Source organism: Roseibium sp. JB4-4 (assembly GCF_055693425.1).
In genome coordinates, this window is sequence record NZ_CM146333.1 from 4,011,590 (window position 1) to 4,033,054 (window position 21,465).

The window sequence follows — 21,465 nt, forward strand, 5'->3', positions numbered from 1 at the left end:
AGCGACAGACATGACTGCCCATTTTGCCCTGAATTCCAGCGCTGCAACCGATACAGAAAATCGGCTGGTTGCAAGCAATATTCGCTGGCCCCTGAACCTGAGTGAAATGGTCACTCCACGTCAGCTGGAAATCATGCTCAAGCTGTGCGACGGCAAGGTCAACAAGCAAATCGCCTGGGAACTGGATGTCACCACGGCAACCGTCAAAGCGCATATTCGAAATGCGATCACACGCCTCGGTGCCAAGAACCGCGTCAATGCCGTCGCCATCGTTGCCGCCAACAGCGCAAGTTTTCGGCACGCTGCCGTTTGAACTCAGGCAAGTGCGCCGATACATGCTGCTTCCGGAAGCTGATTGAGCCGTTGCACAGGGGCTTGGCACCAAGTTTCAGGCGGTTCTCTTGATCATGGAAGAACGGATCGCCTCGACTTCTGTGGTCAGATAATCGCAAAAGTCCTTGGCCACGATGGAAATCGGCCGATGGGTCGGCGTCAGGATCGACAGGCTGTTTTGGATGCGTGGCCTGAAGGGGCGGAACACGATCCTTGGCGGACCCAAGCCGAGGCGGCCTTCTTCCTGAGCCTTGTAGGCAGTGATCATGTCACAGACCAGAGCGCACAATCCGGCCTCCACGAACCTTAAGCCCGGCAGTGCCGTTTGAAGCTCGAAGCGTTGATTGAAACGAACGCCGGAATCCCGGAAGCGGGCAAGCGTCTGCTTGTGACTCCGGTGTTCGGAATGCAGGAGTGCGAGCGGATATCCATCGAGTTCAGTCGGTGTGATGACTTCCTTTGAAGCAAGTGGATCGGTCGCCGGGATTGCACACATGCATTCCAGGTCAAAATCGATCTGGTCGAAGGAATTGCGAGCGCGCGGCGTTTCGGCAAAGCCGATGTCGAATTGCTGGGCCGCGATCAGCTCTTCAATTTCACCGGACGTGCGGCTCGCCAGAGCAACCTTGACGCTTGGCTTGTCGGCGATGAAACGGGAGAGGCTTCTGGGTAGAAAATCCGTTGCAGCTTCGGGAATGCCCGCAATGCGTAGTTGGCCGTGTTCCCGATTGGCCAGACCTCGCAAGGTTCTCTTGGAGACCTCCAGCCGCTTCAGAATTGCCTCAGCTTCTTCCAGGAAGAATTCTGCTTCAGGAGTGGGTACCAAACGGCCTTGTTCGCGAACAAAAAGTTTTAGCTCAAGCTCTGTTTCCAGCCCCGCGATTGTTGAACTCACGGCTGGTTGTGTTCTGCCAAGCGTACGAGCAGCTTCAGAAATTGACCCGCTGCGCATAACCTCGCGAAAAGTCGCCAGTTGCCGGATTGACAGGTTCATGGTTCCGCGAGCGCACCCTCCCGATTTTAGTTCCAAATACTGTGTCTGTTAATTTGTCCAAGGTCAACTGTTCGGCAATACACCGCACATGACCAGATATTTTTTGACCTTTAGGTCATTTTTACTGAGATGAATTCTACGTATTTTCACAAATGCATTGCCACTTTGCTTGACTGATGGCCATTTAAGGCGTGTGGGCGGGTTGTGATGAAGGCTAGAGCGAGTTTCAGGTTGTTCATGACTTGTCGATCAGAATGCTAATCTTGATTCTGAGGTGCCCAAAGCCTGTCCAGATCATAAGAATTGATATCCGCCAGAAGCTCAATGAACCCCTCTGCAGCATGGTCCAGCGAGCGATTGCCCTTCTCAGCGCTTGCCATTGCTGCGTTGCCTTGTACACCCGCTGTGTTGAGGTCCTGGGCCTTCCAGCCGAATTGCGCCTTGCCGTGACCTCGCAGATGCTTGAATTCGGTCAGGAACGCCTGTTGTTCCGACTTGAAATCTTCAGCATGTTCCATGCGAACAAGATCAGGCCGAAGGTGCAGCATCAGCGATGTTTCAATATCTCCACCGTGAATGCCATAAGTGAATTCCTCTTCAGGATAGAGGTCGGCGGGTTGACCAAAACGCAACCAGTTCGTCGCCGTGACAAACATCTCGTGCTTGATACGCAGTTCACGAGCGACGATGTCGAGAACCGGAACATTGCCGCCATGGGAATTGATCAGGACCATTTTCCGAATTCCCGCTCTGGCAACGCTCTCCCCGATTTCCAGCCATGAGCGGGTGACGGTGTCCCAGGAAAGCGTCAGCGTTCCGGGAGATGAAATGTGCTCATCGGATTTGCCGATAGTTTGTACCGGCAAGAAAGTTGCCGGTATATCCGCCGGCAAAAGTTCCAGAACCCGCGATATCTGCCCCTCTGCTATGGTGGCATCAGTTGAGATAGGCAAATGAGGTCCATGCTGTTCAATAGCGGCTACCGGCAAGACCGCGATCCAGTTCCGACAGTCTGTACTCAAGAAATCCGTGGCAATCATGTCTTGCCAGAAGTGTTTGGGAAGCATGGTCAGGTCCTGCTGAAAAAGACTTTGCCGGGTCGTCAACGTGCTTTGCATACCCGTCAAGCCCGGACAAGGCGAGTTCCAATTGGCTTCGGGCCAGAGCTCACGAATTTATGATCAATTAGTCTTAACTGCCGTTTAGAATTTGGCGACGTGTCTTTGAGACACTCAAGAACATGATCGGCGCTCTCTTGTCGAATACGCCGGCGAACCTTTTGAGAAGCAACGGTGTCGCCGGAGAGGTGGAACCTGGAACGGGCACGAACAGTCCGGACCGGGCACAGGAAAGTGCGCGCGAAAGTCTGGCGAGCACCCGACGTGCTGCTGCCAGAACCGGTGGCGTCCAGCCACTGACATCAGCTGCGGTTCTGGCACTGCAAAGCACGAACGCATCTGATCCCGATGCCAATCAATCCAAGGGTGCTCAAGAGGCCTCAAGCGACGACGCAGACGGCACGGAGAATTCGTCTAAAGCCACAGCCAATCCGAACGGCCTGGGTGCAACCCCTGCACCTACGCAAGGTATCGGCGGCGCACTCGCGCAACAACAAAGCTCGTCAAAGAAAGAAGATCCAGACGGAGATGGTCTTAATGAAGCACAGGAAAAGCAAGTCCAGGAACTTGCCAAGCGTGATCGAGAGGTCAGAGCACATGAGCAGGCGCACGCACGCGTTGGAGGAGCCTATGCGTCTGCACCAAGCTACACCTTTCAGCAGGGTCCGGACGGCAAGCGGTATGCCGTTGGAGGAGAAGTGCAGATCGACACTGCCAAAGAGCGCACGCCGGAAGCTACAATCCGCAAGATGCAGATTGTCATCCGGGCCGCTCTGGCTCCCGCAGAACCTTCGTCCCAAGATCTGAAGGTTGCCCAGCAGGCGCGATCCCAGTTGTCTGAAGCTCAGGCAGAATCGCGCCAGCAAAAGGCCGAGGAACTGAGGGGCGACGAAGACACGCCCGTCGATCCCGCCGCCACCGACACTGAGCCTGGCCAGGGTCAGACTGATGCCGGGGGTGAAAATACCGACAAAGGGGACGCAGAGGGTTCGCATCGTTCAGACGGTGACACGAATAATGATGCGGAAACCGGTGGTCGCAGTGCCAGTGAAGAAGCTGCAGCTGCTTATCGTTCGCTCATTGAGCAAAACAACAACAGCCAGCGTTTAATCGAAGCCTTGATCGCCTGACAACCCGCCACGGGTTCGAAACTCAAGCTTTTGAGATTACAAGACCTGTCTCGATTTCGTTCGCTTGTGAAAGCGGGCCAGACGTGACAAAAGATACTCCCTCACTTCCACGGGTTCTTCCCCTTTTCAGGTCTGATGATGCGTATTCCCGACCAGGAACAGGCAATTGCCGCGCGCCGTGTAGTTTCGGCGATCTTCTTCATGTGCGGCAGTTTCATAGGGCTCTGGGCTTCCAGGATCCCGGACATCAAATCGGCAACCGGTTTGAGCGAGGGCGGTTTCGGTGTCTTGCTGCTTGTCATGGCGAGTGGTGCCTTCGTGGCCTTTCCATTCACTGGTGTGTTGATTGACAGGCTCGGGGCAGCCCCGGTGTCAAAGGCGCTCGCTGTGGCGACGGTTATCTCGTTCGTTCTGGTTGGACTTGCGCCAACAACCAATGTGCTGGCACTGACACTCTTCCTCGCGGGATTTTCTTTTGGTGCACTTGACGTTTCAATGAACGGATGGGGTGCGGAGGTTGAAAAAGTCCGCGGCCGGCCGATCATGTCGTCCTTTCATGGTCTTTTCAGTTTGGGCGCAGGTGTCGCTGCCGCAGCGGGCAGTCTTGCGATCGAATTCGGTTTGTCGGTAACCCAGCATTTCAGCGCCTGGAGCCTTGCAACGGTTCCTTTTCTCTTCTGGTTTTGGTGGCAGGGCTGGCCAAAAATGGACAGTGTCTCGGAAACGGGCGCCAAGGCACCCCTCTTTGCCTTGCCAAAGGGAGCTCTTGTGCTTGCTGGTCTCGTGGCACTGGTCGCTGCCCTGGGCGAGGGAGCGGTCACCGATTGGGCGGCACTTTTCCAGATCGAAGAGCTTGGCTATTCGGAGGCCATTGCGCCGACAGCTTTCACGGTTTTTTCGATCGCCATGGTGGTGATGCGTTTGACAGGTGACGCTGTTGTTGCCCGGTTCGGCCCGGTTCGTGTTGCCCGGATAAGCGGCGTTGTGGCGTTCTTCGGCTGCCTTCTCCTCGTATCGGGCATCAATATCTGGTCGGTCTGGGCTGGCTGCTTTGTCATGGGGCTTGGATATGCAGTCCTGTTTCCTCTTGCCATGTCGCGCGCCGCGGCCGATCCGCACATGTCAAAAGGCCCGGCACTCGCTGCTGTTGCCACGCTCGGATACGGTGCATTTCTTCTTGGGCCTCCGCTGCTAGGGTTTATCGGCGAAGCCTGGTCTTTGAGGGCATCCTTTGGTGCCGTCGCACTATTGACGCTGCTGATACCGTTTCTGGCTGGCACGCTTAAGGTCAAGTCCTAGCGCTCGAATTCCCTGGGTATAAGACATGAAAGCGACGTGCCGTTGATCAGCGAAGGCGGATTTATGAATGGTTGCTGAGCCAACTAAATCAAATCAAGCCCCGACGTTTTCTCAAAAAAAGGCCTGTTGTGGCTGCGATGTCATTTGACGGTTAAATACTCGCTCTATGTTGCGGCCGCGTTGAAGACGAAGGTGATTCGGGTAGACTTGATAACGGGGTATAGGCGATGGCTTTTAACTACAAAAAGAGCATTACATTCCGCCTGATTCAGGCTGCAAAGGCACAACGTGCCCGCGCTGGCGCACATCTGATGCGAATAGGGCTTCATCCGGGGCAGGAACTCGTCCTGAAGGTGCTTGCAGATTCTGATGGTCGCACAATGAGCCAGCTGGCGCTTGCTCTGGGTGTCCAGCCGCCTACGGTTACAAAAATGGTGACGCGCCTATCCAGCCAGGGCTTTCTGCGTCGACAAGTGTCCGACACTGATGGCCGTCTTGCACGGGTTCATCTAACGGAAAAGGGCCGTGAACTGGTGACTTCCATCGACAAGGCCTGGAAGCGCCTTGAACGAGAAGCGATGACCGGTATTGAAGACAAGGACCGCAAGAAATTGCGAAAGCTGTTGCGGCAAGTTGAAAAAAATCTCTCCATTTCGATTGATGATGATCCCGAGCACGAAGCTGATTTCGACACCGAAGACGAAACGGCAAACGAGGACAAGCAGGCAAACCCCAAGGAAAAGACGCGCAGCGCTGCCTGACCGCACTTTTGGCAACGGAAGGTCCTGAGTATCGGCCTGGTCAGCCTAGAAATGTTCTCGCCAAATATCCCAGACACGCGGTGGTTATCAAAACGCTCGCCATGCCGCGTCCGCCAACAAAAACCATGGTGATTGCCAAAGCGGCAATTCCGGCAAGAGCCGGGTCAATGGTTGCAAGATCAGGCCAAATGACTTCCAGAGCGCCAAACCGGGCGGTGCTCGTTTCGGTGAAAAGCACGTTGATCGCAAACCAGACGGCCAGATTTAAAATGGTCCCCGCGACCGCGGCGGTGATTGCCGACAGAGCGTTGGCAAGGATCCTGTTGCCGCGCAAGCGTTCCATCCAGGGAGCGCCAGCAAGCACAAACAGGAAGCTGGGTGCAAAGGTGACCCATGTGGTCATCGCGGCCGCCAACATGCCGCTTGTGACCGGTGAGAACGGCCCTGGGTCCCGCCAGCCGCCCAGGAAGCCGACAAACTGAGTCACCAGGATCAACGGCCCGGGCGTGGTTTCGGCAAGCCCGAGTCCATCGAGCATTTCGCCAGCACTTAGCCAGGCTTTCGTATCGACGGCAACTTGAGCCATATAACTGAGAAGAGCATAGGCACCACCGAAACTGACCACAGCCAACACAGAAAAGAATTCTGCGACCTCCAGAAGCACGTTGTCGGGTGCCAGGACCAAAGCTGCCGTTATTGGAGGAGCCATCCAGATTACGAGACCGGCAAGAACCGTTCGGATGGTTGAAAGAACCGAAGCGTGCGTAGATTGCACGCTCTTGTCTGCAGGTATTGACCCTGACGGTGCTCCGAAAATCAGGCCGCTGAGTGCTGCGGCAATGATGACAATCGGAAACGGTATGGAAAAGAAAAACAGCGCAACAAAGGACAAGCCACAGATTGCCCAGGCAAGGTTCGACTTCAGGGCTTTCCTGCCGATTTTCAGCAAGGCCTGGAGAACAATTGCCAGGACACCGGCCTTAACGCCGTAAAACACAGAAACGATGAACGCCGTGTCGCCATAAGCTGCATACACGAAACTGACCAACGCCATCGTGATCGCACCGGGAAGTATGAAAAGCAGCCCTGCGATCAGGCCGCCAACGGTGCGCGCGCATAGCCATCCGCAATAGGTCGCCAGCTGTTGGGCTTCCGGTCCAGGCAGCAGCATGCAGTAATTCAACGCATGCAAAAACCGGTCTTCTGAAAGCCATTTGCGGTTTTCGACGAATTCCTGATGCATCACCGAGATCTGAGCGGCGGGCCCGCCAAAGGACAACAAGCCTACCTTCAGAGAAACACTGATCACTTCGGAAAGAGGTGGCGCAGATTTCTGATGGAGTGCCGATCCGTCTTGATTGTTGGTAGATGACATTGAAGGCTTTTCTATTGGAAGTCGGACTTTCCTACCGTCGTATCATGAAGGCCATAAGACACGGAAACCCTTTCGTTTTCAGATGCATATCCAACTTGTAAAACATTACAAAACGGTCATTTGAAATCGGCATCAATGGAGACCAGATTTCCGTCAGACGTTGCTACCGATTGATCGGAGGAATTCGAGATGGTTTCGAGACACCAGACCCTCAATGATGAACGGGGAGCCCGCCGGGCCGCGGAGCTTCGCCGACGATTTTCCCATGTCTCAAACACTACCATCAAAAGACCGGTTTTCGGTCTGCGATCAGGGCCGGAGGCCGCCGCGTGGTCTGAGATCAAGTCGCGCCGCGGGCATGTCAATGACCTGCTGATCTGGCTAACTCTGGCTGTCATAATCGTCTTTTTTGGCTTTGTTCTTTTCTGACGGTTGTCGATTTTTGCTGGCTTTGTTGCAATTTTGAGTTTTGACAGTTTCCGCCCTTGGCGGGACCGCGGTTCAATCTCTTCCATCCTGGAGATGATTTTCGAGCATCTTCAATACCTCTAACAGAGCACAGGGGCCGATCCGATCGGCCTTGGCGATGCCCAGTGCCCTGCAGGCATTTGCCTCCGCTTTCAGCTCCGAAATGACAGCGCCATAGTAGGAGCCTTGTCGGTATCGATCGCTTGAGGCTGGTCCCAGTCCTAAAGCCCTCTCAGGCTTTTACCCGGGGGACCTCGATGTAGGTCTTGTCGACCTGCCAAATGTCAGAAGGCGGCCGCATTGTAAGATCAATCGACTTTTGCAACAGAGCCATCTTTCCCCATTGCGATTTGATCTTTCCCAACAAGTCACACTAATGGCTCTCTTACAGATTTGATTGGTAAGGTTCATGGTTTCAGGTGACGATTTGATCGTGCTTACCAACGTCAATTGGCCAAACCGTTTTGGCGTTGACGCAAGAGTTCAGCATGCTTTCCGACCTTTTGCGGTGTGAGAGCGCCGAGGCCATAGTTGTGCTGAGGTAGCCAAAGTCGCTTCTTGCTTCTCAGGGAGTGACGGCATCAGGACAATCCGATGTTCCGCTCGACTGGGCGCCGTTAAACGCGAAAACTGAAATGTCTGGCCAGAAAAAGGTTCAATTATGCAACGCAATCCGTTGGGCAAAACTGAAATCAGTATTTCAAGCCTTGCACTTGGAACCATGACCTTTGGGGCAGAAACCAACAAGGTGGATTCATTCAGGCAGCTCGATATTTACGTCGACCAGGGTGGGACCCACATCGATACCGCAGATGGCTATGCTGGCGGAAAGTCAGAAGAGATCATAGGTGAATGGATTTCCCAACGAGGCAAGTCCCACGCGTTTACAATCGCGACGAAAGGTCGGTTTTCTCCACCTGAAGGGAGCGCTGGAGCTTCCAGGCGCAGCCTTACTCATTCAGTTGACGCAAGTTTAAGACGCATGAATGTCGATGCGTTTGATCTCTACTATGTACATGGTTGGGATCCTCAGACGGATATTTTGGAAACTTTGCAAACGCTCGGGGATCTGGTTGACGCAGGCAAAATCAAACAAATTTCGTGGTCAAATGTCTCAGGTTGGCAATTGCAGAAGATAGTCGCTCTTGCCTCTTCTCATGGCTTGCCCTCGCCTGTTGCACTTCAAGCACAATACAATCTTCTGGAACGAGGAATTGAGCTTGAAGTGCTGCCATGCTGCCTTGAAAACAACATTGCGGTGACGGTTTGGTCCCCGCTCGCAGGGGGCTGGCTGACCGGTAAATACGCAGCCAATGAACGGCCTGCCGATCATACGCGGTTGGGAGAAGATCCCGATCGAGGTGATGGGTATGACTATCGCAATACAGAACGCACCTATACCGTTCTAAGGTTGCTCCAAGACATAGCCAATGATCACAATCGGCCAATCACTCATCCAGCCTTGGCATGGGCGGTGTCGCGGCCAGGTGTCGCCTCGGTTCTTGTCGGAGCCCGCACTGTCAAACAACTTGAAGCCAACCTAGCCGCAGCAGATTTTTTTCTTAGTCAGGAAGAGATGAGTATGCTCACGCAGGCCAGTGCCTTGGAGGCATTGCCCTATCCGTACAACTTTCTGGAAGATCCGTGTGGGATGGATATCTGGAAGGTGCTCGGGACCCGGTAGGTCCGGAACTTTGCCAGTTAACAACTTACGATGAACTGGTCATGATTGGTTTGAAGCTTGTGCCTGGAATAGACCGAACCCGTTCGCCTATCAAACGGATCGGAAAGCGACCATCTTGCGGGTGTATTTCTGGCGGCTTCATTGCAAAGTCAGTCGATTATTGCAACAGAGCCTTTTTGTTTTCGAGCCTATATGCTTGCGGAAAAGGCGCGTCTTGTCGCAAGTGACAATTTGACGGTTTGACCTGCAACGGTCTGAGCGGCGACACTTCTGCAAGGACGACGCCAAAAAAAGCGTCACAGCGTCATGCAAGTTCAAACGATCAGGCGCAGCGCTCGCAATGCGACCCAGATTAACTGGCAGCATGGATGCTGCCGAACAGGCCTAGACTGTCATTCAGCCCCTTCCGTTCGGTGCCGGGGACAAAAGCCTAAGGAGAGTGACTTGGGATCCGCAAAGGGTAAAGCTGATTTACGCAAGTCCGCGCTCATGAAAAGTGCAGTGGGTATCTTTTGCGCTGCGTTTGTGTTCGCGAACGTTTCCTTCGGTTCTGCGCATGCGGGTGAAGGCGACCGGCAAAACGCCAGTTCGAGCTTTGAAGCTTGCGGGCCGGCAGGACAATGGATCGACCCGGCAACGGGTAAAGTCGTGCCTCCGGAGGCTGCGCTGTTGCAAGCGGCCAGCGGCGCCATAGTGCTTTTGGGCGAGTCTCATACCTCAAAGGAAGATCATCTCTGGCAAACCCATACGCTCGCGGGTCTGTTCGCTCACAATCCAGACATCATTGTCGGTTTCGAGGCCTTTCCGCGAGACACGCAATCGGTTCTCGACAGATGGACAGCCGGTGATCTGCTTGAAGACGCGTTTTTAAAGGAAGTTCGCTGGAACGACGTTTGGGGTTATGACGCCGATTACTATTTGCCGCTTTTCAATTTTGCCCGTCAGAACCGGCTCGGCATGAAAGCGATAAATGTCGGTCGCAGTCTTGTTTCCACGGTTGGCCGCGAAGGTTGGGAGAACGTTGCGGAAAAGGACCGGCAAGGGATCGGCACACCGGCACCTGCAAGCGAAGCCTATAGGAAGGCGCTTGCGGATGTCTTTTCCAGTAAGCTTTCACACGGTATTGGTCGTGTGGCTGACGAAGGCAGTGAGGCGGAAAAAGAAGAGCCAAAATTCGAGGACATTTTAACCCGGACCGATTTCAACAATTTTGTTGATGCACAGCTTATCTGGGACAGGGCCATGGCCGAGGCGTTGTTCGATGCCAGCGAAAAGAACCCGGGGGTGCTTGTCGTCGGCATTCTGGGCCGGGGTCACGTCGAAAACGGATTTGGCGTTCCTCATCAACTCGAGAGCCTGGGTGCTGAAAAGGTCGTTTCATTGTTGCCAATAACTGTCGCGGACGACTGCCGCGCGATTGAGGCTTCGATAGCGGATCTTGTCTTTCTCGTGGACGACCGTGAGACGGAACCAAATCGGCCTCAGCGCCCCAGACTTGGTGTTTTTATCGAACCGGCAAGCGATGGGGGCGTTTTGTTGAGCCGCGTGACGGACGGAAGTATTGCGGAGGCCGCCGACCTTCGCAGTGGCGATGTGGTGCTGAAAGCAGCGGGCGAAGATCTGTCCTCAACGGCAGATCTTGTTGAGATCATCCAGCGACAGGCTCCGGGCACATGGCTCCCGCTTGAAATTGAACGTGATGGTGAAATCCAGACGCTGGTTGCAAAGTTTCCCTCCGCGTCGGACACAAAATGATGCGGGGTGGCGTCCGGGTCGCTTTTGCCGTTGCTTGTGGGGTTGCCTCCGTCTCGCTTTCCATGGCCGCAGAGAGGACAGTCCACTACAATGTGCGCCTCGATGTCGACCCCGAGGCGAGAGTGATCGAGGTTCAAAATCGGATCACCGTCAATGGGACCGACAGCCTTGCTCTGCGGTTTGCAGATTGGCTTGATGTGGAAGAGGTGGCCGTTGACGGGGCACCTGCAAATTTGGATCGCAGGCGCGGTGGCGGTGTCGTTTCATTGCCGAGGGCAGATCGTCAAATCGTTTCATTGACGCTGAGCGGCGACATTCCTGAAATCATGACTTCGGGACCGGATGGAGCGGTTCTGTTCGGCAACTCGGGTTGGTTTCCCATCGCTCAGGCAGAGGAGTTGAGCTATGAACTCCGGGTGACCGTACCTCATCCTTATCAGGCGGTTTCCTCAGGTCGGTTGTCTGAAGAAACTGAAACGGCTTCATCGTCTTCAGCGACCTTTATCGCGAATTTCGCGCTTGAGCCTCCTTCTGTGTTCATTGGGCCTTACTCGGTAGCGGAACGAGACAAATCCGAAATCAGGTTAAGGACCTATTTTCATGAAGATATCCATGAGTTTTCAGATCAGTATCTGGCGAAATCAGAAGCTTATCTGAACCGATTTTCAACTGAGATCGGGCGTTATCCGTATCAAGATTTTCACGTCGTTTCATCGCCGCTTCCCGTTGGGCTCGGATTTGTAAATCTGGCGTATGTCGGCCGTATGATTGTGCCGCTCCCGTTTATGCAAGGACGTTCACTTGCCCACGAAGTGTTGCACAATTGGTGGGGCAACGGCGTCTTCGTCGACTATCGGGAGGGCAACTGGGCCGAAGGCCTGACGACCTATATGGCGGATTACGCGCTTGCGGCCGACGAGGGACCAGAAGCAGCGAAACAGATGCGGCTTGATTGGCTCAGGGATTTTGCCGCCTTGCCTCCCGAGCGCGACATGCCGGTGACCGAGTTCCGGTCAAAGCGGCACGACGCATCGCAAATTGTCGGTTACAACAAGGTTGCCTTTCTTTTTCACATGTTGAAAGGCGAAATCGGTGACGAGGTGTTTGCAGGCAGCCTGCAAAAATTTTGGACAGACCACAAGTTTTCACATGCTGACTGGTCTGATCTGCGCCACTCGTTTGAAGCCGTCTCAGGTCGCGACCTTGGTTGGTTTTTCGATCAATGGCTTGAAAGAAAGGGAGCCCCGGAAATTCAGCTGTCGATGGCCAAGGTTCAACGTGGTTCCAGTGCCTACGTGAGCGAGTTTACGATCCGCCAGACCGGTCCGATCTATAGCTTGAACATTCCGATCGAGATTGAAACAAAGGACGGCCTCGTCAGTGAAAATGTCAGGCTTTCTGAACGCGAACAGACCTTCGAAATTCAATCTGACACAAAACCGCTGCGGCTCAGTGTCGATCCTGCGTTCGATGTTTTTCGCCGTCTGCTGCCGGGCGAAAGTCCTGTTATCATTCGCGACGTCACACTTGAACCCGCGGTGGATGTGCTTCTTTTATTCGAGCAAGGTACATTTGCCGAAGCGGCGCAAAGGCTGCTGGCGCGGCTTTTGGGCAACGACACGGTTACCACACCCGTCAGCGAGCATGAAAAGATAGAAAAGACCACTGTCGTGCTGGGCCGGAGCGCGGCCATCAAAGAATTTGCTGAAGAAAATGGGTTGAAACTTCCGCCACTAGACGACACCGGCAATACGGCAGCTGCTTGGGTTACCAGGTTGAAAAATGATCTGCCTGTCATGCTGATTTCTGCCCGCGACGGTGATGCCTTGAGCGCGCTGGTTCGATCACTGCCTCATTACGGGCGGCAAAGCTACGTGTCCTATGCGGGAAACAAGGCCATCGAACGGGGTACTTGGCCGATAGAAACGAACCCGCTGGAAATCACGTTTCCGCATTGACCACGTATTCTTGCATCGGTTTTGCAATGGTAGCGCCGATCACAGAAGGAAGGGGTAGCCACCTTCAAGTTTCAAAAGCGCAATCTTGGTGTCCGTGCCGCCTGAGCCTGAATATCCACCCAATCCGTTGGCTGACAGAATCCGATGGCATGGAATGATGATGGGGATGGGATTGGCCCCGCATGCCTGACCAACAGGTTGACCAAAGGTGTCAAGTTCCTTGGCAACGTCGCCATAAGTTCTCGTTTCGCCATAGGGAATAGCAAGCATTGCCTGGAAGACCGATTGGTGAAGATCTCCGCCTTTCGGGGCAAGCGGCAAGTCAAAGGCTTTCAGGGAACCATCCAGGTATGCGTGGATCTGTTTTGCTGCTTCGAGCAGCAAAGGCGTTTCCTCTTTGCCTGGGGACCCATTCCAGTGTAACTGGGTGATCGCGCCTTCATCCTCCCGGATGGAAAGGTGCCCGAGCCATGTTTCTATTTCCAAAATGGGCATGCCTGTCTCCGGTCTTCTTCAAATTCTGTATCCGGTGACCGTTTCAAGCGCAAGCGATGCATCAGGCCAGGTGTACCAGGCAAGTGCGTTTGCGCGCGCAAGCCGGAATTGCAAGGACGCAAAGCGCATGGGGCAAAACAATGGGCAAAAACCAAATGCAGGCATCGAATTGCCGGCAGCCCCCCTGGCGGGTATCGGGCTCATTGTTCTTGCGGCCTTGAGTTTTTCCATACTGGATGCCGTGGCGAAGTATCTTTCGGCGACTTTGCCGACGCTGCAGATTGCCTGGATGCGGTTTGTCAGTCACGCGGTTCTCGCGATCATTGCGTTCCGGGTGTGGAATGCTCCGTCGTTGCTCAAGACCGAGAGACCCGTTCTTCAAATCATCAGGACGCTTTGTTTGCTCGGCACCACGGTTTTCAATTTTCTCGCTGTCCGTTATCTCCAGCTTGCAGAGACGACTGCCATCATGTTTGCCGGGCCTCTGCTGATCACGGCATTGGCCGGACCTATGCTGGGAGAATGGGCCGGCCCCAGGCGATGGGCGGCCATTCTTGTCGGATTTGGTGGTGTTATTTTTGTAACCCAACCGGGAACGGGCGCCATGCACTGGGCTGCGATCTATTCGGTCGCAGCAATGATAAGCTATGCCCTCTATGCGCTGTTGACCCGGCAACTGACCGCGACCGAGAATTCCGCGGGAATGCTGATCATCTCCGGTGTGCTTGCGTCGATCCTGATGACACCTTCCGGCCTGAGCGTCTGGGTGACGCCGCCGGATCTTTGGACATGGATACTGTTGCTCGGGACAGGTGTGCTTGGAGCAGGCGGACACATGCTGTTCATAAAAGCACACACGATTGCACCAGCGCCGGTTCTTGCTCCCTTCATGTATTCCCAGATCGTCTGGATGATCGCGCTCGGCCTCCTGTTCTTCAATGACGTGCCAACGGTGACGACATTGATCGGAGCGGCAATCGTGGTCGCGTCCGGGCTCTATATTCTCTACCGCGAGCGCGTGAAGTCTCTTTGACCTTGACGACGCGTACAAGCGCGCACTTAGAATCAATCATGTGAGGCGGTTGACGTGCCGCCCGTCTTTACTTCTTAATACAGACTGGATTTACCGACTGGCCAGGAAGGGCCGCCAGCCTGTTTAGGAGGAATGGGATGGACTTGAGCCGCCGCACGTTTTGGGAGGCGCCGCCGCCATCGCGGGTACGCTTGCCATGCCGCACGTCGCGCGGGCGAATGCCGCAGCGAATGCCTATTTCAACGGTTATCAGGACGACAATGGTTTCCAGTTCAGGCGAACCAACCTGAACCGGATAGAACCCGTCTGGCGCAAGCAGATGGTGAAATACTTCAGTCCGGAACCACCTGGAACCGTCGTTGTCGATACAACCAACCATTTTCTCTATTGGATCTGGGAAAACAATACTGCGCTTCGATACGGCGTAGGGGTCGGCCGGGAAGGCTTCAAATGGTACGGCCGGGCCCGCATTGACCGCAAGGCTCTTTGGCCGCGCTGGGTACCACCACCCGAAATGCTGAAACGTCAGCCTGATCTGCCGCGCAAGGTGGACGGCGGAGCTGCCAACAATCCGCTTGGCCCGCGGGCTTTGTATCTTTATCGGAACGGGCAGGATCTCGGGTACCGTCTACATGGAACCCTGGAGCCGTGGAGCATAGGACATGATGTCTCCAGCGGTTGTATCCGCATGCTGCCCGAAGACGTGATCGATCTCTACCAGCGTTGCCCGAAAGGGACAGCCGTACTGGTGCTTGAACATCTTGGCGCCAACGCCGGTTAATGCCGGCGCGGTGCTGTTTTGCAAAGGATTTGGGGGCTTCGTTGGGTAAGTGGTTGGGCCGGTCAGGCCAGGGCGTGATTGTCGCCGGAATGTGTTTGTTGGGATTGGCAGGGTGCAACAGCGCGGGTGGATTGACTTCGCCTGACGTCACGAATGCACCGGCAGCAGGTTTTGTTGAAATCAAACCTGGGTCCGAAGAAGAATTCATCATGAATGTCGGTCGCCGGGTTTACTTTTCCAAAGGGTCGTCGGTTGTCAGCGATGAGGCCAAGCAGACGCTTCAGAACCAAGCCAAATGGCTGAAAGACAACAGGAAGTGGCTGGTAAAAGTGCAAGGTCACGCAGACGATCCGGGCAGTGAAGCAGCGCAAAAGACATTGTCTACCAAACGAGCAGATGCGGTCGTGGCCGAACTGGTAAAGCTGGGTGTGCCATCGCAGCGGGTTTGGGCCAAAGGCTATGGCGTCGAACGCCCGGTGACGGATTGCGACGATGTGGCCTGTCAGTCGCAAAATCGCCGCGTCGTCGTCAATTTGCGCGAGGAGTATGACGATTCCGCTCCCCAGGCGCGTTGATAAGGCGCGTGCCTCAGATAAATAACAAAAATCTGTTTACCGCGAAGGCTGAGGGTTGTAACGCTCTCTGCCACTGCCGCAGCGGTTACCTGAGAACAATAAATGTCTGAAGACAACGGATCATCGTCTCCAACACCGGGCCTCCCACCGAAGCCCGGCAAACGACTGACACTGGGACATATCGCAGATCAGCTCGGCATTTCGACGGCGACGGTTTCCCTCGCACTACGTGACAGCCCGCTTGTTGCTGAAGAAACACGTGAAAAGGTCAAGCAGACCGCACAGGAAGTCGGCTATATCTACAATCGGTCGGCAGCGTCGCTCAGGACAGCGCGAAGCCAGATCGTCGGCGTCGCTGTCCATGACATTCTGAACCCGTTTTTCGCTGAAGTCTTTTCCGCTCTTGAAGATGTTCTTGAAGAACAAGGACAGATGATTTTCATCTGCAATCACAGGGATGACGTGAAACGGCAACGCGCCTTTGTAAACACGCTTTTGCAGCATCGCGCAGATGGGTTGATCCTGTGCCCTTCAGTTGGCACTTCAGCTGAGGAGATCAATCGCCTGGTGGATCAGGGCATTCCCGTGACACTCGTCGCTCGCGAGGTTCAGGGCGTCTGGGCGCCGTGTGTACGTGGCGACGATTTGTCCGGTACGTTTCAAATCACCAAGCACCTGCTCGCACAGGGCCACAAGGATATCGCGATGATTGGTGGGCGCCGCGACAGTTCCACCGGCAAGTATCGAAATGCGGGCTGGCGCAAGGCAATGAGCGAAGCGGGGTTCGATCCCGACAGCCAGCTTGATCTGCCCGAGTTGATGACACAGGCCGACGGCCGCGCGGCCGTATCAAAGGTTCTGGAAGCTCGGGAGCGACCGACAGCAATTGTCGGTTTCAACGATCTGGTTGCCTTCGGTCTGATGACGACATTCCGCCGCGCCGGAATTGAGCCCGGACCGGATATTGCCGTGACCGGTTATGACGATATCGACGGTGCGGATGCCCGCACACCGGCACTGACATCCGTCAACAGTCAACCCGACAAAATCGGCAGACTGGCGGCCTTGACCCTGCTCCGTCAGATTGCAGGTGACCGCGTTCCCAACACACCGATCGTCATCGAGCCGGAACTCAAGGTTCGTGAAAGCTCGCCGCCTCCAGGTGTGCGCCTTGCACCAAAGTTGGCGGAGTAGATACCTGATCTTTGGACCGTTATGTGAAAAGGGCAGCGCGGCCGCCCTTTCGTTTTATGCGTCGGCCATCATCGCGGTTCGTCCATAAGGCCCTTGAAAATGGCATAACAGGCGAGCAGGAGGACAATGGTGAAGGGAAACCCCGTTGAGACCGCCATTGCCTGCAACGCGCCCAGTCCGCCGCCGAGCAGAAGGGCTATAGCAACAAGACCCTCGAAAGTGCACCAGAACACCCGCTGAGAGACCGGCGCGTCGACCTTGCCCCCCGCGGTGATCGTGTCGATTACAAGCGAGCCTGAATCGGACGAGGTAACAAAGAACACGATCACCAGAATAATGGCAATAAACGAGGTGATCGAGGCGAGTGGCAGGTCTGCAAGCATGCCGAAAAGCGAGAGCTCGGGACTGTAGCTGGCAATCACGTATTGATGTACCTGGCTGCCTTCGGGATCAGCCAGAACCTGTTCGATTGCAGTTTGGCCGAATGCAGTCATCCAGATGACCGAAACAACTGTTGGAATGATCAGGACGCACACAACGAATTCCCGCACGGTTCTTCCGCGGCTGACACGCGCGATGAACATGCCGACGAAAGGCGACCAAGAAATCCACCAGGCCCAATAAAAGGATGTCCAGCCCTGACGAAAGCCGTCATCGTCTCTGCCGAACGGCATCGAAAGGGGAATGATCTCTTGTGCATAAGAAGCGAGATTGGACACGAAACTCGACACCAGCGTCGCTGTCGGTCCTGCAAAAATCACGAACAGGAGCAAAAGGGCAGCAAGTAACATGTTGATTTCGGACAGTATCTTCACACCGCCATCAAGGCCTCGCAAAACTGAAATCAGAGCGACTGCCGTAATGCCGATGATCAAGACGACCTGTGCGGTGTTGCTGATTGGTATCCCGAAGACAAAATCGAGGCCTGCATTCGCTTGCTGCGCGCCGAAGCCCAAAGATGTCGCCAGCCCGAACAGGGTCGCGAATACCGCCAGGATATCGATGATGTGCCCTGGCCAGCCCCAGGTGCGTTCTCCGAAAATCGGATAAAAGACCGACCGCATTGTGAGCGGAAGACCCTTATTGAATGAAAACAGGGCGAGAGCCAACGCGACAACGGCGTAGATCGCCCAGGGATGCAGACCCCAGTGAAAGATTGTCGCCGCCATCCCCATGGCCTTTGCCGCGGCGACGTTTTCTGCAATCAGAGTGCCATCGGCATCAAATGGAGCAGGCACGCCGAGCGGTGACGAAAAGGCCATGTGATAAACCGGCTCCAACACGCCGAAGAACATCAGTCCGATGCCCATCCCGGCAGCGAACAACATGGCGAACCAACCGAAGTAGCTGTAATCGGGTGCCGCGTCTTTGCCACCGATGCGCACATTGCCGAGCGGCGTGACGATGAGCGCGAGGCAGACAACGACGAATATGTTGCCGGAAATGATAAAGAACCAGTCCAGGTTGGATGTCAGCCATTTGCGCAAGGCGTCGAACAAGGGTCCTACTTCGTTTTGAAAGGCCAGCGTCAGGAAGGTGAAAGCGGCAATTGTCAGACCGGATACCAGAAAGACCGGGTTGTGAATGTCCAGATTGAACGGCCCGACTCTGGTTTCAATATTGTCCTGGCCAATTTCATAATCGGTGTCGATGATATTGGCATCGCCTTCAGGATTGCGGATGCCCTGGGGTGTTTCGCTGTCGCTCATGGGCACGTTCCTTATGTTGGGTGAAAGGCGTTGTCTGACTTGGGATACGGAATGGCCATCGTGACCTGTTTCCAATTAGATGATTGTTGACCAGCTGTGGCCAGGGTCGGATGAGTGACCCGTTTTCGAGCCATTGTGTCCAGATCTGGAGTGGCGCCGGACAAGAGTGCGATAAGTGCACGCGGATCGTGTGCCAGGTGTCCTGAATCAATGCAATTGGTAGCGTAGCGACCGACGGGACTTTCGGCTGCAGAAAACAACAATGCAGAGAGAGCTATCGCCGACTTGGCCGGGTATGTCAGATCAGCAAGGGCATTCGGACTATCAAACAAATTTCCCTCCCTGACCTGCTCGTTAAGAAACGAATGGAACGCGCACGAGAAGGTCTTCCAGCGGAGGCCGCTAATTCGGAAATTCTGATGTCTTTCTGGGTGCTCTTGGTCCGGTCCGCTGCCGACCTAAGATACTGTGACGCAGGCAGGGTGCGCAGTCAAATCCGGCATCTGGAGACGACAAGGCGGCGCGTAACAACTGGAACTGGCCAAAGCCTGGAATGAATGGTCAGGCCCTTGATGCCAGTACAGCGTCCCCGCCGGATTGATAGGCAACACACTTGTTTCGTCCGGAAGATTTGGCTTGGTAGAGTGCCGTGTCGGCCTTTTGCATGAGGGTCGAGAACTCCACGTCCTCGCGCGAAGAGGTCGCAAGCCCCAGGCTACAGGTTATGGTCTGCGTCACCCTGTCGAACTGACAATCATTGACGATTTTCTCGCGCAGCCGTTCGCAAACCTGCATGGCATCGTCCATATTGGTTTCATTGAGGATCATGCAGAATTCTTCTCCCCCGACCCGGCCGAACACGTCGACCGCACGCAATTCGCTGCCAACCGTGTGTGCAAATCTTGCAAGCACTTCGTCACCGGTGGAATGACCATGCATATCGTTGATCTGCTTGAATTTGTCGATGTCGAGCATCACAGCGGTAAAGGGGCGCTTGGTTCTCCGGAAGCGTTGAATTTCCGTATTGGCACGTTCAAGGAAAGCACGTCGGTTCAAGATCTGGGTCAGATCATCGATGCTGGCGACACGCTCAAGACTGATTTTGGCATCCATGAGTGCCTGGTGATCGCGTTGCCGGGCGATTTCGTGGCCCACCCAATCAGCAAATTGACGAATGATCTGAATGTCTTCCGGCGAAAAGTCACGTGCCCTTTTCTCAGGCGCAGAAAAGTTGATCGTCCCATGGACGACACCGTCGACCAGCAATGGAGCGCCGATGTAGCTTTCCAGGGCAAAGATGCCGTAGCAGGGGTGTTTGGCAAATGGCGAGATCTGCCGCGTTCGAAGTTGCGATCGGTTCATCGGCCGACAACGCGACAGTGCAATAGGTATCCTTAAGATCAAAGGACGTTCCCGGAACGAGTTCGCCATTCGGGCTCTGGGCGTGGGTGATCGTGTAGTGCTCGTCAATAACGTGCGAGATGAGGCCGAAGGGAAGATCGAAATGCTCGCATCCAAGCCTCAGGATCTCTGCGATCTTGTCTTCGTGTCCAAGTTCGCGCGTTGACGTGATGGCATAGAGTTCAGCCAGAGTTCGTTCAGTTTTTTTGCGATCTGTAATGTCAGTGACAAGCACCACGAGGCCGTCCACTTCACCGCTCTCATTTAGACGGGGGTTCGCCTCCAGAAAACATTCCCTGCTCACACCGTCCGGAAAACTGAACCTGGCTTCATGGGTTACCTTATTGCCTTCCAGCGCATTTTGAAAAACCGTGCGAATGATTTCTCTTTCTTTCCAGGGCAAGCGATCCCGGAGCCGTGTTCCCAGCAGTTCTTCCGGCGATTCGTTGAACCAGCGGCAACCGGTTTTGTTGATGAAAAGGCAGTTACCGTCCCTGTCCGTTTCTGTAATGCTGGCCGACACATTATCTGCGATCAGGGACAGGTTCTTGTAAGCGCTTTCGGCCTGGGCCCTGGCTTCTTTAAGCTCGGTAATATCCGCGCGAATTCCGGCAATTCCGCCCGTGCGCGTGCGGGTCTCTGAGATCCTGATCCAGCGCCCGTCCCGCAGTTTCTGTTCAAGGACCTTTCCATCGGCTTGCTGGTGCCATTTCAGCCGCTCGCTGAACCATTGTTCCTGTGGCAAGTCTCCAGTGTCATATTGATCCTTGCCGAGGCCAAATTTCAGGATATCTTCGAAACGGTTGCCGAGAAACATGGCCGGAGCCGAATGGGCGTAAATGTCCCTGTAGTTGTCATTGCACAGGACGAGCCGGTCGTCGGCATCAAATATCGCAAACCCTTCCAGAATGGCGTCCAGTGCGTCTTCCAGTGTGAGGGCGATGTCGCTGAGTTTGTTCTCAAGGGCTTTGCGTTCGCTGATATCACGGGCAATGAACAGGATGCCGGAGACATCTCGCTCGGCGTTGAACAGGGGAGCGCTGACAACTTCAACGGTTGTTTTCGACCTATCGCCGAGAACAAGATCGATCGTGTGTGTTAGTTTGTGCTGTTTTTCTGACGGTCCGCGATAAAGATCGGCCATCTGTTCGAATTGGGACGGGTCAGCGAAGAAACGCTTGGTTTGGGAGCCGATCAGGTCCGCCCTGTCGACGCGAAACAGCGTTTCCATCGCCTTGTTCACGAAGACGATGGTTCGTTCGGCATCCGTCACGAGCACACACTCTTTCAGATCGCCAAACGACTGATCCAGGTTCAGAGTTATGCTTTCGATCATCAATGCCCCCGTTCCACGCGAATACCTCGGGTTCGACGCTATCAAGGGGATAAAAGTTTAAGAAAT

20 protein-coding genes are annotated in these 21,465 nt (G+C 54.7%); 12 read left to right on the top strand and 8 right to left on the bottom strand.

Annotated features, from left to right (window positions below):
• Window positions 1–10: 10 nt before the first annotated feature.
• Window positions 11–313, top strand: coding sequence for a helix-turn-helix domain-containing protein (locus tag ACZ1HV_RS18910; protein WP_472715999.1), 303 nt, complete (start codon window positions 11–13; stop codon window positions 311–313).
• Window positions 314–388: 75 nt separating this feature from the next.
• Here ACZ1HV_RS18910 and ACZ1HV_RS18915 read toward each other — a convergent pair whose 3' ends face one another.
• The gene (locus tag ACZ1HV_RS18915; RefSeq protein WP_298819691.1) at window positions 389–1,327 is read right to left on the bottom strand and encodes a LysR substrate-binding domain-containing protein; all 939 of its coding nucleotides are present in this window, start codon (window positions 1,325–1,327) and stop codon (window positions 389–391) included.
• A 257-nt stretch (window positions 1,328–1,584) separates the two neighbouring features.
• Window positions 1,585–2,394, bottom strand: coding sequence for a creatininase family protein (locus ACZ1HV_RS18920; RefSeq protein ID WP_298961167.1), 810 nt, complete (start codon window positions 2,392–2,394; stop codon window positions 1,585–1,587).
• A 173-nt stretch (window positions 2,395–2,567) separates the two neighbouring features.
• On the opposite strand from ACZ1HV_RS18920, the gene ACZ1HV_RS18925 reads away from it, so the two are divergent.
• The 3 genes from ACZ1HV_RS18925 (at window position 2,568) to ACZ1HV_RS18935 (ending at window position 5,635) form a co-directional block, all read left to right on the top strand.
• Window positions 2,568–3,575: a putative metalloprotease CJM1_0395 family protein gene (locus ACZ1HV_RS18925; RefSeq protein WP_472716000.1), complete on the top strand. Its 1,008-nt coding sequence runs from the start codon at window positions 2,568–2,570 to the stop codon at window positions 3,573–3,575.
• Between the two features lie 138 nt (window positions 3,576–3,713).
• A complete protein-coding gene (locus ACZ1HV_RS18930) occupies window positions 3,714–4,874 on the top strand; it encodes an MFS transporter (protein ID WP_472716001.1) in 1,161 nt (386 codons plus the stop codon).
• A 227-nt stretch (window positions 4,875–5,101) separates the two neighbouring features.
• Window positions 5,102–5,635: a MarR family winged helix-turn-helix transcriptional regulator gene (locus ACZ1HV_RS18935; protein WP_298819698.1), complete on the top strand. Its 534-nt coding sequence runs from the start codon at window positions 5,102–5,104 to the stop codon at window positions 5,633–5,635.
• Between the two features lie 40 nt (window positions 5,636–5,675).
• Here ACZ1HV_RS18935 and chrA read toward each other — a convergent pair whose 3' ends face one another.
• The gene (gene chrA / locus ACZ1HV_RS18940; RefSeq protein ID WP_472716002.1) at window positions 5,676–7,010 is read right to left on the bottom strand and encodes a chromate efflux transporter; all 1,335 of its coding nucleotides are present in this window, start codon (window positions 7,008–7,010) and stop codon (window positions 5,676–5,678) included.
• Between the two features lie 189 nt (window positions 7,011–7,199).
• On the opposite strand from chrA, the gene ACZ1HV_RS18945 reads away from it, so the two are divergent.
• The 4 genes from ACZ1HV_RS18945 to ACZ1HV_RS18960 all read left to right on the top strand — a co-directional run bounded on the left by ACZ1HV_RS18945 (window position 7,200) and on the right by ACZ1HV_RS18960 (window position 12,875).
• Window positions 7,200–7,439 (top strand): hypothetical protein, encoded by a 240-nt coding sequence (locus ACZ1HV_RS18945; protein WP_472716003.1) that lies wholly within the window; start codon window positions 7,200–7,202, stop codon window positions 7,437–7,439.
• A gap of 700 nt (window positions 7,440–8,139) precedes the next feature.
• Window positions 8,140–9,162, top strand: coding sequence for an aldo/keto reductase (locus tag ACZ1HV_RS18950; RefSeq protein WP_472716004.1), 1,023 nt, complete (start codon window positions 8,140–8,142; stop codon window positions 9,160–9,162).
• Window positions 9,163–9,606: 444 nt separating this feature from the next.
• Complete coding sequence (locus tag ACZ1HV_RS18955; protein WP_472716005.1) at window positions 9,607–10,917, top strand: ChaN family lipoprotein; 1,311 nt, start codon at window positions 9,607–9,609, stop codon at window positions 10,915–10,917.
• A complete protein-coding gene (locus ACZ1HV_RS18960; RefSeq protein ID WP_472716006.1) occupies window positions 10,914–12,875 on the top strand; it encodes a M1 family metallopeptidase in 1,962 nt (653 codons plus the stop codon). The genes ACZ1HV_RS18955 and ACZ1HV_RS18960 overlap by 4 nt, the downstream gene beginning before the upstream one ends.
• 39 nt (window positions 12,876–12,914) lie before the next feature.
• Here ACZ1HV_RS18960 and ACZ1HV_RS18965 read toward each other — a convergent pair whose 3' ends face one another.
• Window positions 12,915–13,370: a methylated-DNA--[protein]-cysteine S-methyltransferase gene (locus ACZ1HV_RS18965; protein WP_298819709.1), complete on the bottom strand. Its 456-nt coding sequence runs from the start codon at window positions 13,368–13,370 to the stop codon at window positions 12,915–12,917.
• Between the two features lie 127 nt (window positions 13,371–13,497).
• Between ACZ1HV_RS18965 and ACZ1HV_RS18970 the strand changes: the two genes are divergently transcribed.
• The 4 genes from ACZ1HV_RS18970 to ACZ1HV_RS18985 all read left to right on the top strand — a co-directional run bounded on the left by ACZ1HV_RS18970 (window position 13,498) and on the right by ACZ1HV_RS18985 (window position 16,953).
• Window positions 13,498–14,403 carry a DMT family transporter gene (locus ACZ1HV_RS18970; RefSeq protein ID WP_298819711.1) on the top strand — a complete coding sequence of 302 codons (906 nt, stop codon included), beginning with the start codon at window positions 13,498–13,500 and terminating at the stop codon, window positions 14,401–14,403.
• A gap of 196 nt (window positions 14,404–14,599) precedes the next feature.
• Complete coding sequence (locus tag ACZ1HV_RS18975) at window positions 14,600–15,184, top strand: L,D-transpeptidase (protein WP_472716007.1); 585 nt, start codon at window positions 14,600–14,602, stop codon at window positions 15,182–15,184.
• A gap of 41 nt (window positions 15,185–15,225) precedes the next feature.
• Complete coding sequence (locus tag ACZ1HV_RS18980; RefSeq protein WP_363324492.1) at window positions 15,226–15,759, top strand: OmpA family protein; 534 nt, start codon at window positions 15,226–15,228, stop codon at window positions 15,757–15,759.
• Between the two features lie 102 nt (window positions 15,760–15,861).
• Window positions 15,862–16,953: a LacI family DNA-binding transcriptional regulator gene (locus ACZ1HV_RS18985; RefSeq protein WP_298819715.1), complete on the top strand. Its 1,092-nt coding sequence runs from the start codon at window positions 15,862–15,864 to the stop codon at window positions 16,951–16,953.
• Window positions 16,954–17,021: 68 nt separating this feature from the next.
• Here ACZ1HV_RS18985 and ACZ1HV_RS18990 read toward each other — a convergent pair whose 3' ends face one another.
• The 4 genes from ACZ1HV_RS18990 to ACZ1HV_RS19005 form a co-directional block, all read right to left on the bottom strand.
• A complete protein-coding gene (locus tag ACZ1HV_RS18990; protein ID WP_298819716.1) occupies window positions 17,022–18,662 on the bottom strand; it encodes a BCCT family transporter in 1,641 nt (546 codons plus the stop codon).
• A gap of 11 nt (window positions 18,663–18,673) precedes the next feature.
• Window positions 18,674–18,994 (bottom strand): hypothetical protein, encoded by a 321-nt coding sequence (locus ACZ1HV_RS18995; RefSeq protein ID WP_472716008.1) that lies wholly within the window; start codon window positions 18,992–18,994, stop codon window positions 18,674–18,676.
• A gap of 229 nt (window positions 18,995–19,223) precedes the next feature.
• Window positions 19,224–19,994 (bottom strand): GGDEF domain-containing protein, encoded by a 771-nt coding sequence (locus ACZ1HV_RS19000; protein WP_472718471.1) that lies wholly within the window; start codon window positions 19,992–19,994, stop codon window positions 19,224–19,226.
• Window positions 19,879–21,399 (bottom strand): PAS domain-containing protein, encoded by a 1,521-nt coding sequence (locus ACZ1HV_RS19005; RefSeq protein ID WP_472716009.1) that lies wholly within the window; start codon window positions 21,397–21,399, stop codon window positions 19,879–19,881. The genes ACZ1HV_RS19000 and ACZ1HV_RS19005 overlap by 116 nt, the downstream gene beginning before the upstream one ends.
• Between the last annotated feature and the right edge of the window lie 66 nt (window positions 21,400–21,465).

Coding starts and splice junctions, on each gene's coding strand:
- ACZ1HV_RS18910 (WP_472715999.1), top strand. CDS start 11: ATGACTGCCCATTTTGCCCTGAATTCCAGCGCTGCAACCGATACAGAA.
- ACZ1HV_RS18915 (WP_298819691.1), bottom strand. CDS start 1,327: ATGAACCTGTCAATCCGGCAACTGGCGACTTTTCGCGAGGTTATGCGC.
- ACZ1HV_RS18920 (WP_298961167.1), bottom strand. CDS start 2,394: ATGCTTCCCAAACACTTCTGGCAAGACATGATTGCCACGGATTTCTTG.
- ACZ1HV_RS18925 (WP_472716000.1), top strand. CDS start 2,568: ATGATCGGCGCTCTCTTGTCGAATACGCCGGCGAACCTTTTGAGAAGC.
- ACZ1HV_RS18930 (WP_472716001.1), top strand. CDS start 3,714: ATGCGTATTCCCGACCAGGAACAGGCAATTGCCGCGCGCCGTGTAGTT.
- ACZ1HV_RS18935 (WP_298819698.1), top strand. CDS start 5,102: ATGGCTTTTAACTACAAAAAGAGCATTACATTCCGCCTGATTCAGGCT.
- chrA (WP_472716002.1), bottom strand. CDS start 7,010: ATGTCATCTACCAACAATCAAGACGGATCGGCACTCCATCAGAAATCT.
- ACZ1HV_RS18945 (WP_472716003.1), top strand. CDS start 7,200: ATGGTTTCGAGACACCAGACCCTCAATGATGAACGGGGAGCCCGCCGG.
- ACZ1HV_RS18950 (WP_472716004.1), top strand. CDS start 8,140: ATGCAACGCAATCCGTTGGGCAAAACTGAAATCAGTATTTCAAGCCTT.
- ACZ1HV_RS18960 (WP_472716006.1), top strand. CDS start 10,914: ATGATGCGGGGTGGCGTCCGGGTCGCTTTTGCCGTTGCTTGTGGGGTT.
- ACZ1HV_RS18965 (WP_298819709.1), bottom strand. CDS start 13,370: ATGCCCATTTTGGAAATAGAAACATGGCTCGGGCACCTTTCCATCCGG.
- ACZ1HV_RS18970 (WP_298819711.1), top strand. CDS start 13,498: ATGGGGCAAAACAATGGGCAAAAACCAAATGCAGGCATCGAATTGCCG.
- ACZ1HV_RS18975 (WP_472716007.1), top strand. CDS start 14,600: ATGCCGCACGTCGCGCGGGCGAATGCCGCAGCGAATGCCTATTTCAAC.
- ACZ1HV_RS18985 (WP_298819715.1), top strand. CDS start 15,862: ATGTCTGAAGACAACGGATCATCGTCTCCAACACCGGGCCTCCCACCG.
- ACZ1HV_RS18990 (WP_298819716.1), bottom strand. CDS start 18,662: ATGAGCGACAGCGAAACACCCCAGGGCATCCGCAATCCTGAAGGCGAT.
- ACZ1HV_RS19005 (WP_472716009.1), bottom strand. CDS start 21,399: ATGATCGAAAGCATAACTCTGAACCTGGATCAGTCGTTTGGCGATCTG.